This is a genomic window from Streptococcus sp. NSJ-72 (assembly GCF_014334035.1).
Lineage (GTDB): Bacteria > Bacillota > Bacilli > Lactobacillales > Streptococcaceae > Streptococcus > Streptococcus constellatus.
Map to the genome: position 1 here is coordinate 1431614 of NZ_CP060489.1, position 13923 is coordinate 1445536.

Consider the following 13923-nt stretch of genomic DNA (forward strand, 5'->3'; position numbering starts at 1 on the left):
ACCTGAGAACTATTTCTCTAGGTCTCCTATTATGCTCTTTTGTGAGCAATTATGATAAAATAAGAGAGATTTATAATTTTAGGAGATACTATGTCAGAACACAACCAACCTGTTTCAAGAAAAACCTTGCTATCCATTTTTGCCACAGCACTAATTGCTTTTGCTGGAATTCTTTCTGAAACCAGTATGAATGTCACTTTTCCGCATCTTATGAAAGTGTTTCATACAGACCTTGGCACATTGCAATGGATTACGACAGGCTACTTGCTTGCTGTTTCCATTACGATTACACTCGGAGCCACACTAGCACACAACTGCTCTGAACGAAAAATTCTCTTCACCAGCCTAGTTACTTTTACGTTCGGAAATGGTGTGGCGATGCTTGCTCCTAATTTTGCCCTACTAATGCTAGGGCGGATTCTACAAGGCGCTGCCACTGGAATAGCCATACCGTTAATGTTTAACTTGATTGTAGAACGGATTCCACGCAGTCAAATTGGCTTTTATATGGGACTGACTGGGCTAGTGATCAGCCTAGCACCTGCAATTGGTCCAACTTACGGCGGCTTTATGATTGGCTTGTTTGATTGGCACATGATTTACACATTCATCATGCCAGTTTCGATCATCTCGTTCATTCTAGGATTTTTCTTTTTAGAAAATACCCCCAATAAACAAAAACGTCCTTTTGAGTGGATTTCTTTCTTGCTTCTTACACTTTCACTGACTTTTTCTATCATGATGATTTCTAGCTTAGAAGAAGGTAGTTTTAATTGGAGCTTCGTCATCATCTTTTTATTATCACTTCTACTTTTCATTTGGAGAAGTTTAACAGTGGAACATCCTTTTTTAGATATTCGTATTTTAAAAAATCCAGCTATTTTACTTGGAATCATTCCGTTCTTCCTTTACCAATTTTCAAATTTATCAGCCAATTTTCTGATTCCTAATTTCTTAGTTTTAGTAAAACACGAAGCTACCTCTGCTGCTGGTTTTGCACTGCTGCCCGGAACAATGTTGGGAGCTTTCTCAGCACCTTTTTTAGGAAAATTGTATGATAACAAAGGAGCAAAACTTTCCCTATATGGTGGGAATCTTCTCTTTTTCTTAGCTATTTCCGTTTTTGCATTCTTTACGGAATCCTTAACGCTACCACTGATTATTCTTACTTATATTTTCTTTACAATCGGGCGTAATATGGCATTCAATAACACTATGGCTCTATCTGTCTCACAGATTAGCCGTGAGAAATCACCAGATGCTACAGCACTCTTTCAAACGGCTCAAACATTTGCCGGTGCTTTGGGAACAGCTATCGCTGCTATAATCGTTAATCAATCTCCTAATACAACGACCGGTGTGCATCTTGTCTTTCTACTCCTTTTCTTCCTTGTTATCCTTATTTTTTATCTCTTTTACTCTTTATTTCGAGCTACCAAAACTCGGAAATTTTAATCAATTTATGATAAAATAAATAAAATATTAGAAAACAGGTGTTCAAAATGTCTTCAAAAGTGATTATTACAATTTTTGGTGCCAGTGGAGATTTAGCAAAAAGAAAACTTTATCCTTCTCTTTTTAGATTGTATAGATCTGGTAATTTGTCTAAACATTTTGCAGTTATCGGAACTGCTCGCAGACCTTGGAGCAAGGAATATTTTGAATCTGTCGTGGTTGAGTCTATTACAGACCTCGCAGACAGCCCTGAGCAAGCGCAAGACTTTGCTAGCCATTTCTATTACCAAAGTCACGATGTCCAAGATACCGAGCATTATATTGAATTAAGAAAACTACAAAATCATCTCAATGAGCACTATCAAGCAGAACACAATAAACTTTTCTTCCTATCTATGGCTCCTCAGTTTTTTGGGACGATTGCCAAACATCTCAAATCCGAGCAAATTGTAGATGGGAAAGGATTTGAACGCTTAATTGTAGAAAAACCCTTCGGCACAGATCTTGCCTCTGCTAGCAAACTAAACGATGATTTGTTAGCAACATTTGACGAAGAGCAGATTTTCCGTATTGACCATTATCTCGGCAAGGAAATGATTCAAAGTATTTTTGCCATTCGCTTTGCTAATCTTCTTTTTGAAAATGTCTGGAATCGTGATTATATTGACAATGTACAGATTACCTTTGCGGAAAAGTTAGGCGTGGAAGAGCGCGGTGGCTATTACGATCATTCAGGTGCCTTGCGTGATATGGTGCAAAATCATACGCTTCAACTCCTATCTTTACTTGCTATGGATAAGCCCAAAGCATTTACTAAAGATGACATTCGGGCTGAAAAAATTAAGGTTTTCAAGCACTTGCACAAATCTACCGATAATGACCTGAAAAAACTTTTCATTCGTGGTCAGTACACTTCTGGAAAAGTGGACGGAAAAAAATATATTTCCTATCGCAGTGAACCAAATGTTGAGCCAGAATCTACCACTGAAACCTTTGTTTCTGGTGCGTTCTTTGTGGACAGCGATCGTTTCCGTGGTGTGCCATTCTTCTTTCGTACTGGAAAACGTCTCACTGCCAAAGGAACCCATGTCAACATTGTTTTCAAACAAATAGAATCTATTTTCAGCTCCTCGCTTCAACCAAATGTACTGACGATTTACATTCAGCCGACTGAAGGATTTTCACTTAGCATGAATGGCAAAGAAGTAGGCGAGCAATTTAACTTAGCTCCGCTGACACTTGATTATCGTACAGATGCAACCGCTTCTGGCGCATCACCAGAACCTTATGAGAAGCTCATCTACGATGTGCTAAACAATGACTCAACCAATTTCAGCCATTGGGACGAAGTACGTTCTAGCTGGGAATTGATTGATCGCATTGAATCCCTGTGGGCAAACAACGAAGTCCCTCTTCATCAGTACAAATCAGGTACTATGGGACCCAAAGCTAGCTTTGATCTCCTTAACCAATTTGAAGCTCATTGGAATTGGCAACCAGACGAAACCTATCGCAAAGAAGGACGATTGGGTTAAAGTAAATATATGCAAAAGACTTGCAAAATGAATGAATTGCAAGTCTTTTTTCTTATACCAATCCTTCCAAGAGCCCTTTCATAAAGTTTTCAGAGTTAAATACTCCAATATCGTCAATTTTTTCTCCGAATCCAATCAGTTTAACTGGAATATCGAGTTCTTGGCGGATTGCAAGAACGACACCACCACGCGCAGTTCCATCAATTTTTGTCAAAACAATCCCCGTTACTGGCGTAATCTTTGAAAATTCCTTCGCCTGAACAAGGGCATTTTGTCCCGTCGAAGCGTCCAGAGCTAAGAAAGTTTCATGCGGCGCAACAGGATCTACCCGTTTAATAATTCGTCCAATTTTTTCCAACTCTGCCATGAGATTATCTTTGTTTTGCAAACGTCCAGCTGTATCAATCATGAGAATATCTACATTTTCATCCTTTGCACGCTCCATGCCATCATAAACAACACTAGCTGGATCACTCTTTTCTGGACCTGTCACAACAGGAACATCTACTCGACGTCCCCATTCCACCAGTTGAGCAACAGCTCCTGCACGGAAAGTGTCTGCTGCAACTAACATAACTTTTTTGCCAGCTTGTTTATATTTATAAGCCAATTTCCCGATGGAAGTGGTCTTTCCAACTCCATTCACACCTACAAAAAGCATAACTGTCAGACCGTCTTGTAAATTAATTTTTTCGTTAAATTGACCGTCTTTTTCATAGATGTCTACTAACTTTTCGATGATGACCCGACGAAGGGCATCTGGTTTTTTAGCATTTTCAAGGCGAGCTTCTTGACGTAATTCCTCAGTCAGATTGGAAGCAACTTGCACCCCAACATCACTCATAATCAAGAGTTCTTCTAACTCTTCAAAAAATTCCTCATCTACAGAACGGAAAGCTGCAAAAAAAGCATTAAGGCGGGCTCCAAATCCTGTCCGTGTCTTTTTGAGACTGCGGTCATACTTTTCCTGAACCGTTTCTTCCTGAATAGATGAATTTGCATCAACTGCTTCATTAGTTGATGTTAGGCTAGAAAAGTTTTCCGAGATTGTTTCTGCACTTGCTGCATTCGCTTCGTCCAGTTGCCTCATTTTTTCTTGTTCTGCTTGTAGTCGTCTAGCTTCCACTAAACGAGCCTGTAAATCTGCAGCAGCACCTGCTTGCTGGGTTGGAGTCTGAGAAAAAGATTTTTCTTTGTTTACGGGTTGTGAATCTGCCATTTCACTTTGCAAAGCATGGCTTTCTGGAACTTGTGAATCTCTTTCATCTGACTCTATCCTTGCTTCTGTCTCGGCCATTTCCGAATCTATTTCTTCTACTTTTTCTTGAATGGTTTCAAGACGCATTTTATCCTCAGCAAGCCGTTCTTTTAGTTCTGTCTGGAGCTTTTGTTCATCTAGATTCTCAGATTGCGCATTCTCTACAGAATCCTTTTCTGCTACTTCTAGATTCTTTCCTTGATTATCCTCTGGTACTATTTCTACAGCTTCTTCAAGAATATTTTCAACTGGTTTTTCTTCTTTTTGGCGACCAAAAAGGCGATTAAATAACCCCATCAGATTCCTCCTTTATTTCAGTACATATTTTTCTATAGCCCAAGCAACAGCATCTTCATCATTCGTCATCGGCGTCACCACATTGGCAACTTCTTTGACTGCTGCTACTGCATTTTGCATAGCTACACCAAGCCCTGCCCATTTTATCATAGATAAATCGTTAGCTTCATCTCCGCAAGTCATGACTTCACTTTGTTCAATTCCTAAATGACTAATCAATTTTTCTAAGCCATTTGCCTTATGAACATTCTTTGGAGACCATTCTAACAGCATATCGCGTGACTTAAAAATTTCATATTTGTCAAATAAGTCAGACGAAAATTGAGCAATACCACGATCAAGTAGATCTGGTGCATAAGCTGTCACACATTTATTATAAGTTTGTTGGCTAGATAAATCTGCAAACGAAACAGACTCAAATGTTAAAGCAGGGTTACAAGTTTGATAAAGCGACTCATGATCTGACTGGATTTGGTAAACAGTCCCTTCACAAATCGCATCTAACGGCAAGCCCAACTTTTCTGTTTCCTCAAAAATACGGGTCACATCATCATAAGCAAAAACTGTTTTATCAAGAATTTCACCTGTGTTGCGTTGCACCAAACCACCATTAAAAGTAATGGTGTATTCATCCTCTTGATTAGCAACACCCAATTCGTTTAAGAAAAGTTCCATTGCTTTAAGAGGTCGACCAGTCGTTAAAACAACCTTGATTCCTTGTTCTTGTGCCAGTTTAAGAGTTGCTAAATTTCGAGCAGAAATTTTTTTGTCAGAATTTAGCAATGTTCCATCTAAGTCTAGAGCAATCAATTTTATATCTACCATTATAAGCCCTCCATATAAGTCATGACTGAATGCGCTGCATGGTGTCCGATGACCTCTTTGGCTACTTCCAAAATCTCTGGACGAGCATTTTCAGGGGCAATGGGATAACCAGAAACTTGCATCATGTGTAGGTCATTCAGATTATCTCCAAATGTCATGACCTGATCCATCTCAAGATTTAGCTTTTTCGCTAATTCAACAATAGCAACTCCTTTATCCACATAGTCTAGAACAATATCAATTGACTTATAGCCTGTTGTCATGGCTTTGACACCAGGAACGTGTTGATTAACCCAAGCTTCACCAGCAGCAACTGTTTCTTCAGAAAAGTTGGTGGTAAATTTGAAAATTTCATCTGTAATATCCTCCAAGCGAGCAACTTTTTGGATATTTTCATTATAATGAGTGCTGAAAGCTAAATAAGCTGGATCAACTGTCTCCAAGACATAACAACCTTTTTTCCCTGTCAGAAGCAATTCATTGATATTGATATATGGAGATGTTTTTAATTTCTCAAAAGCTGATAGATAAAAATCCTTAGACATTGTTGCTTCATAAAGATCTTTTCCACGAAATTCTACCAAACTACCATTCTCAGCAATGAAGATAATCTCATCTTGCACGTCCTCAAATAGCTTTTCTAATGACAGCAAACCGCGTCCACTGGCTACTGCAAAATAGATACTTTTTTCTTTAAAACGAAGCAATAAGTTCTTAAGTCGAACCATGTCAAACTGACCTTTGTCATCTAAAAAGGTGCCGTCCATATCTGTTGCAACTAATTTTATATTCATTTTACATACTTTCTAAATCTTTTAATTTAACGGAAACGATCTTTGACACACCAGATTCTTGCATGGTCACTCCATAGATAGAATCCGCTGCAGACATTGTTCCCTTACGATGGGTCACCACAATAAACTGGCTGTCCTTATCAAAACGATTGAGATAGTCTCCGAAACGTTTAACATTGGCTTCGTCAAGTGCAGCTTCCACCTCATCCAAAATGACAAATGGAATCGTTTTGACACGGATAATGGAGAAGAGTAATGCCAAAGCTGACAGAGCTTTTTCTCCTCCGCTCATCAGATTGAGCGACTGAATTTTCTTACCAGGTGGTTGTACTGAGATTTCTACCCCAGCGGTCAGAAGATCGCCTTCGGTCAAAATCAAATCAGCTGAACCACCGCCAAACATCTGTCTGAAAGTCACCTTGAAACTCTCACGAATTGCTTCAAAAGTTGTTTTGAAGCGTTCTTTTACTTCATCATTCATTTCTTCGATGGTATCCAAAAGCAGATTTTTCGCAGAGAGTACGTCATCTCTCTGAGTATTGAGGAAATGGAGGCGTTGACTGACTTCTTCAAATTGCTCTACCGCATCAAGATTGACTGGGCCCAGTGCCCGAATAGCTTTTTCTAAGTCCTTGACCTTGGTTTCAGAAACAGCTAGATTTTCTAGTGGGTGAGCCTGTTTGCTAGCTTCATCAAAAGACATTTGATAATCATCTGTCAAATTCGTCAGAAGACGACGAAGGACGTCTGCAACCTTATCTTTTTCAGCTTCTGTTTTGGCTTGTTTGCGAATTAAATCTTCATTTTGGTGGCGCACTTGTTCCAAATGACTCGTATTGTCTTCGGTTTGACCTTCCAAATCGTCCAACTCAAACTGATGACGAATGCTTGCTTGACTCAAAGCTGTCTTTTCTTGCATTGCCTTTGCTAACTGCTCTTCTAAGATAGCAATATCTACTTTTGCAACCGTCTCTTCCTTTTGCTCCATCAAGAATTGTAAAGTTGAAATCTCTTTATCCAATTCAGCTTGTTCATTAGATAAACGGGTGAGATCTGCCTGAACATAACGCTGATGACCTGTCACTTCCGTACGAGCCAAACGAAGCTCAGATAAGCATGCTGTTAATTTATCTAGACGCGCTTGAACAGCGTCTTTATCTGACTTAATCTGTTCAATTTCTGTTTCTGTTTCTGTTTTTTCCTGCTCAATCTCTGCAAGATGCCTGATTAGTGTTTCTTTTTGTTCTGCCATGTCAGGAAGCACCTCGCGAGATAGCTCGCGTTCTTGCAAAGTCAGAAGCTCAAATAAGTCTTCAACTTGTTTGTGTGTTTGCTCATAGGCAAATTGAGCCTTTTGTTCGGCTAACCGTGCTTCCTCGCCATCTGTTTTTATTTCTTCCAAAAGATTCGTGGATTGAATTGACAGCGTGTGCAAATCTTCCACTCTCTTCTCTTGTTCTGCTAAGATCACATTCTTCTCAGAAAGTTCCTTTTGCAAAGCTTCCAATTCTGGCTTGATGAAAATCGTATTGTTATTCCGATGAGCACCACCCGCATAAGAACCACCTGTCCGCAACTCTGTTCCATCCAGCGTGACAATTCGTACTTGATAACGAACTTTGCGAGCAGCTGCTCTGGCATTTTCTACCGTATCAAAAATCGCTGTCGTTCCCAGCAAGTTTTGGAAAATATGCTCTAAACTCATATCATAACGCACCAAAGATGAAGCTAGACCAAGAAAACCAGTGCTCTTTTCAATGATCGCTCGATGATGATCTGGCAAATGGCGTGCTTTAATCGTTGTTAATGGCAAAAAAGTCGCCCGTCCTGTTCGATTGCGCTTCAAGAATTCTATTGCCTGTGTCGCTGCCGGCTCATCTTCAACGATGATATGCTGGCTACTTGCTCCAAGCGCAATTTCAAGTGCCGTTTGATAATGTGGGTCAAAGCTCAATTTCTCGCTGACAGCCCCAATAATTCCACCTAATCGATCTGCTTCTTGCAGCACACTTTTTACCCCAGCATAGAAATGACTGTGATTTTTTAAAATAGCTTCTAAACTACCAATGCGTGCCTTTTTATTCTTTACATCATCCATCATATCAAACATTGCTGCTTGATTTTGCTGATAATCTTCTTTCACACTTTGAACTCGCTTAAGCTGTTCCTGGTAATCTACCAACAACTGTTGAACCGACTGTCGAGCTGTTTCCAAATCTTCTAGCTGGTTCTGTTCGTTTGCTTGTGTGTTTTTTAAATTTTCTTGTAACTTGGCAAACTCTGCTTGCTTGCTTTCAGATAATTGCAATTCATTGGCTAAACGGCTTTCCAAAGCAGTTAAGTCATTTGACAAGTCTGCTTCTTCTTGCATCAATTGGACAAATTTACCACGTAATTTTTCAATCATCTGGTCAGGATCATCCGAAAATGTCTCAATTTCAGATTCTAATTTATGAATAGCCTGTTGATTTTGCTCTAATTCTTTCGAAAAATCGATCAGTTGCTCATTTTTTTCCTGCCATTCTTTTTGAGCTACAGCTCGTTTTTCTTCTAGTCCCTGTAAACGTTCTTCATTTTCTTTCCGACTGCTGGCAGCTTGACTAGACTCCAATTTTGAAACTTCAATTTGACGTTCTAAATCACTGATTAAACGTGTTAATTCCAATAGACTTGCTTGATCATCTGCCATTTGTTTTTGCAAAGCATGTCGTTTTTCTTTTAGAAGAGCATTTTCTTGCTCCAGCTGATCTCGCTTATTGTAATAAGCAGATAAATCCTGCTGAATGCTTGCTAGCTGTCCCTCCGTTGTATTCAGCCGCATTTTATTTTCGACAATCTGGGCAATCAATACATCCAAATAAAGAGTCCGCCGTTCTTCGTCTAATTTCAAAAATTGCTTAGCTACCGTAGCTTGCTTTTCAAGCGGCTTTACTTGACTATCTAGCTCAAAAATAATGTCTTCCAAACGATCCAAATTATCCTGTGTTTGAGTTAGCTTGCTTTCAGTTTCCTTACGGCGGGTCTTATATTTCAACACTCCAGCTGCTTCTTCAAAAATAGCACGGCGCTCTTCTGGCTTACTGTTGAAAATCTCTTCTACCTTTCCTTGAGAGATAATAGAAAAACTATCTCGTCCAAGTCCAGTATCCATAAACAAGTCATGAATATCTCGCAAGCGCACTTTTTTGCCATCAATTTTATATTCACTGTCTCCACTGCGATAAATATGGCGTTCTACACGAATCTCATCTGCAGCCTGCTGGATGAAACGATCTTTATTATCCAATACGACCACAACTGAAGCATAATTTAACGGCTTTCTGCTCTCCGTACCCGCAAAAATAACATCTGGCATTTTGCCACCACGAAGGCTTTTAACACTAGATTCTCCCAGCGCCCAACGCAGGCTTTCTATGATATTAGACTTTCCTGATCCATTTGGCCCAACGACAGCAGTCACTCCTGGGTCAAAAACGACTTTAGTCTTATCTGCAAAAGATTTGAAACCTTGAATTTCAATTTCTTTTAAATACATGAATAATTTTCCTTTTCAAACGCATTTTTTGCAGCTTCCTGCTCTGCTAATTTCTTAGAGCGACCTTGCCCTTGCCCAACCACTCTGCCATCTACTGACACAGATACATCAAATTCTTTAGCATGAGCTGGACCAGATTCAGAGATAACTTGATAGACAATATCAACATCACCATTGACTTGGAGCAGTTCTTGTAGCTTGGTCTTGTAATCAATCACCTGCTCAAAGTCTCCTGCTTCCACCTTTGGAATCATGATTTGATAAAGGAATTTCTTAACGGCTTCCACATCCTTATCTAACAGAAGGGCACCTAAAAAGGCCTCAAATAAATCGCCGAGAATGGTATCACGATTGCGACCACCTGATTTTTCTTCGCCACGACCCAATTTGATAAATTGATCAAACTGACAATCTCGACTAAAGCCAGCTAAACTTTCTTCACGCACAATCGTCGAGCGGAGTTTTGATAAGTCTCCTTCTGGTTTCTTCGGATATTTTTTATACAGATATTCTGAAATCAATAATTGCAGAACAGCGTCTCCTAAAAATTCCAAGCGCTCATTATGTGAAATGTTTAAGAGGCGGTGCTCGTTAGCATAGCTAGTATGAGTAAAAGCTGTTTCCAACAACCTCTCATTTTGGAAGACAATTCCAAATTGCTTACTCAAAACTTTATGTAAATCTCTCATTTTTTCTCCTTTCAAGAAGAACTTTTTTCTTTTAAAACGAAAACAAATTCTCTATTATTATATCAAAAAAATCCTTGATACTCCAACGATACCAAGAATTTGATAGCAAAAGTTCACTAGAGATGAAATGAATTTTCATTCCTTATCTGGAATAACTTTGAATAAATAGTAAGTTATAAAAAGAGTGAGTCCCACCAAAGCAAGTTTGACTCAAATAATTAGTGCAAAGAAGATTGAAATTCCCATTAGAATATAAATAAAAATGAGAATTCTTTTTTCCGCGCATAAGCAATAACTCCTGTTTCACGAAAGTCTGCTACATAGATTTGATACAACTTAGTGTGGTACAACCATTATTCAAACCGCTTAGAACTGCGTGAAAAAGCAAACAACAGACAGCAGTAAAAGGAGAGCTTCAACAAGATCCCCTTAAAACAGCTAAAGTTAAAGCAGTGAAAGCAATGAAATGATTAAATAAAAATTCACATTGACTCTCCTAAATATCAGTCAATGGAGTTGCCGTATCTGGTGAGGTATCATAAATGTGAAAATCATGCTCAACTGCCAAATCAGCCTGTGCCAATTGATTGACCATTGTAATATGAGCCAATTCTTTAGTATTATTTTCCTTGCTGAGATGTCCTAGATAGATTTTCTTTGTCCGTATCCCTAGAGTACGAATCATAGTTTCAGCACCATCATCATTCGACAAATGTCCTTGATCAGACAAAATTCGCTGCTTTAAACTCCAAGGATAAGTACCACTGCGCAGGGTTTCAATATCATGATTTGATTCAATCAAATAGCCATCTGCATTTTCAATGATTCCTGCTATCCGATCGCTGACATAACCAGTGTCCGTCAGCAAAACAAAACTTTTGTCATCTTTCATCAATCGATAGAATTGTGGTGCAACCGCATCATGACTGACTCCAAAACTTTCAATATCAATATCACCAAATGTTTTCGTTTTTCCCATTTCAAAAATATGCTTCTGACTGACATCAATCTTTCCAAGTGCTGTTTCCATAGCATTCCAAGTATCTTGATTAGCATAAATATCTAAATGATATTTCCGTGCTAAAACACCCACACCATGAATATGGTCTTTATGTTCATGCGTCACCAAAATAGCATCCAAATCCTCTGGCTTACGATCAATTTCACTCAGCAAACTGGTAATTTTCTTTCCAGATAAGCCGGCGTCAATCAGCAACTTCTTCTTTGGGGTTTCTAAATAGAAACAATTGCCAGTAGAACCTGACGCTAAAATACTGTACTTAAATCCCTTCTCGTTCATGCTACCCTTCTAATTCATCTTCTTCCCAATCATCATCTTTGACAGCTTCCTTATCATAAGGCAGGACAATAGTAAAGGTTGAGCCTTTGCCATACTCGCTCTTTGCCCAGATAAATCCGTGATGTTGCTTAATAATTTCCTTAGCAATAGCTAAACCTAATCCGGATCCACCTTGTGCACGACTTCTTGCTTTGTCTACACGATAGAAGCGGTCAAAAATTTTCGGTAAATCTTTTTTAGGAATCCCTAAGCCCTCATCTGATATAGACAAAATCATTTGGGTCTCGGTTGTTTTCATACTCACTGTGATCTTACCGCCGTCAGGAGAATATTTAATAGCATTATTGATGATATTATCAATAACCTGTGTCATCTTATCCGTATCAATTTCAACCCAGATGGAGTTAATGGGGTAATCACGAATGATTTCATATTTTTTATCATCATTCTGACTTCTGATTTTGTCAAAACGATTTAAAATAAACGTGATAAAAGCTGTAAAATTCGTCAGCTCAATATCCAAATGACTGGTAGCATTGTCAATACGTGACAAACTCAGCAAGTCTGAAACCATTCGCATCATCCGATTGGTTTCATCTAACGAAACCTTAATAAAATCTGGTGCGACTGGTTCTGACAAGGCACCTTCATCTAATGCTTCCAGATAAGACTTGACACTGGTCAAGGGAGTACGCAATTCATGACTAACATTGGAAACAAATAGTCTCCGCTCACGCTCCTCTTTCTCCTGCTCCGTTGTATCGTGCAGCACAGCAACCAGCCCTGAAATAAAGCCTGACTCTCGACGAATCAAGGCAAATCGGACACGTAAACTTAAAAACTCTCCATTTTCATCCTGCGAATCAATGGTCAACACTGGAACTTTCGTAATCAAGTCTCGTAAATCATATTCGTCTTCAACATCCAACAATTTTAAGATATTCATCTTTCGTGCTTCAGACTCTTTGACTCCCAATTGCTTGGTCGCCATATCATTAATCATAATAATCTGCCCACGACGATTGGTCGCAAGAACACCATCTGTCATATAGGACAAAATACTAGACAAGCGTTTGGTTTCTTGCTCTAAATTTTCATGCGTTAGGCGAATTACCTCAGATAAGTCATTGATACTATTTGTAATATCAGTAATTTCCGGACCACCTTGCATATCTAAAACTTCTGAATAATCTCCCGCGATTAAATCCTTCACTTTTTGATTCAATCGGCGAATACGAATATTATCACGTCTGTTTTCCAAGGAGAGCAGCGTAATGACCAAAATAAATCCTAAAATAAGTAAGACAAAAACAAAATCCCTTGATACAACAAATTGTCTAATATTATCAATCATTGTTTCTCATATAATATCCAACACCGCGCCGCGTTAAAATATACTCTGGTCGGCTGGGAATATCCTCAATCTTCTCTCTCAAACGGCGAATTGTCACATCAACAGTCCGAACATCTCCAAAATAATCATATCCCCACACCGTTTCTAGTAGATGTTCACGCGTCATTACTTGCCCGATATGCGTGGCCAAATGGTGTAGCAATTCAAACTCACGGTGTGTTAAATCCAATTCTCCACCATGCTTTTTCACGACAAAAGCATCGGTCAAAATCTGCAAATCTCCAATCACAATCTCTGTCGGAGCAGCTTCTGCTTCTTGATTTTCAATTGTCAAATCTGTGCGACGCAAAATAGCTTTGACACGCGCCTGTAACTCACGATTAGAAAACGGCTTTGTCATATAGTCATCTGCTCCGATTTCGAGACCAATGACTTTATCAAATTCACTGTCTTTGGCAGAAAGAACAATGATGGGAACATTGCTCGTTTTCCGAATCGTTCGCGCCACCTCTAAGCCGTCCAGTTCAGGCAACATCAAGTCCAAAATCAAAATATCTGGACGTTCTGCTTCAAACATCTCTAATGCTTCACGACCATTGAAGGCTGTCACTACTTCATAACCTTCTTTTACCATGTTAAATTTTATAATATCTGAGATTGGTTTCTCATCATCTACAACTAATATTTTTTTCATTTTATTCACCTTTTTCTATCTTTTCATTATACCAAAATTTCCTTAAAATTTACCAATTCAACCCATAAAACAGTATTTCTTTACTTTACAATTTTAGAACAAATATGTTAAAAATATAACACATTCTCTTCGATAGGGTGTTCTTTTGAATATCAAAAAAGGTCAAGACAAAAGTCTTAGACCATTC

Annotated in this window: 10 protein-coding genes and 1 pseudogene; 2 read left to right on the forward strand and 9 right to left on the reverse strand. The window is 38.9% G+C overall.

Translation table 11 applies throughout. The features are described 5' to 3' along the window. Positions 1 to 90 precede the first annotated feature (90 nt). A complete protein-coding gene (locus tag H8787_RS07015) occupies positions 91 to 1455 on the forward strand; it encodes an MFS transporter (RefSeq protein ID WP_187327752.1) in 1365 nt (454 codons plus the stop codon). A 47-nt stretch (positions 1456 to 1502) separates the two neighbouring features. Then, entirely contained in the window at positions 1503 to 2990 is a 1488-nt protein-coding gene (zwf, locus tag H8787_RS07020) for a glucose-6-phosphate dehydrogenase (RefSeq protein WP_187327753.1), read from the forward strand. A 52-nt stretch (positions 2991 to 3042) separates the two neighbouring features. Here zwf and ftsY read toward each other — a convergent pair whose 3' ends face one another. From ftsY to yycF, 9 genes and pseudogenes are all read right to left on the reverse strand, one after another. Next, a complete protein-coding gene (gene ftsY / locus H8787_RS07025) occupies positions 3043 to 4545 on the reverse strand; it encodes a signal recognition particle-docking protein FtsY (protein WP_187327754.1) in 1503 nt (500 codons plus the stop codon). Between the two features lie 12 nt (positions 4546 to 4557). Then, entirely contained in the window at positions 4558 to 5370 is an 813-nt protein-coding gene (locus H8787_RS07030) for a Cof-type HAD-IIB family hydrolase (protein ID WP_003068700.1), read from the reverse strand. Beyond that, complete coding sequence (locus tag H8787_RS07035) at positions 5370 to 6164, reverse strand: Cof-type HAD-IIB family hydrolase (RefSeq protein WP_003025135.1); 795 nt, start codon at positions 6162 to 6164, stop codon at positions 5370 to 5372. The genes H8787_RS07030 and H8787_RS07035 overlap by 1 nt, the downstream gene beginning before the upstream one ends. A gap of 1 nt (position 6165) precedes the next feature. Continuing rightward, positions 6166 to 9699: a chromosome segregation protein SMC gene (gene smc / locus H8787_RS07040; protein WP_187327755.1), complete on the reverse strand. Its 3534-nt coding sequence runs from the start codon at positions 9697 to 9699 to the stop codon at positions 6166 to 6168. Continuing rightward, on the reverse strand, positions 9690 to 10388 hold the full coding sequence (gene rnc / locus H8787_RS07045) for a ribonuclease III (protein ID WP_003068697.1): 699 nt from the start codon (positions 10386 to 10388) through the stop codon (positions 9690 to 9692). The genes smc and rnc overlap by 10 nt, the downstream gene beginning before the upstream one ends. Positions 10389 to 10523: 135 nt before the next feature. Beyond that, a pseudogene (locus tag H8787_RS09955) lies at positions 10524 to 10793 on the reverse strand (YbaN family protein); the annotation flags it as partial. Positions 10794 to 10884: 91 nt separating this feature from the next. Further along, entirely contained in the window at positions 10885 to 11688 is an 804-nt protein-coding gene (locus tag H8787_RS07050; protein WP_039677204.1) for an MBL fold metallo-hydrolase, read from the reverse strand. A 1-nt stretch (position 11689) separates the two neighbouring features. Continuing rightward, positions 11690 to 13042 (reverse strand): cell wall metabolism sensor histidine kinase VicK, encoded by a 1353-nt coding sequence (gene vicK, locus H8787_RS07055; protein WP_037596825.1) that lies wholly within the window; start codon positions 13040 to 13042, stop codon positions 11690 to 11692. Further along, positions 13035 to 13736: a response regulator YycF gene (yycF, locus tag H8787_RS07060; RefSeq protein WP_048801004.1), complete on the reverse strand. Its 702-nt coding sequence runs from the start codon at positions 13734 to 13736 to the stop codon at positions 13035 to 13037. Before yycF ends, vicK begins: the two co-directional genes overlap by 8 nt. Positions 13737 to 13923 lie beyond the last annotated feature (187 nt).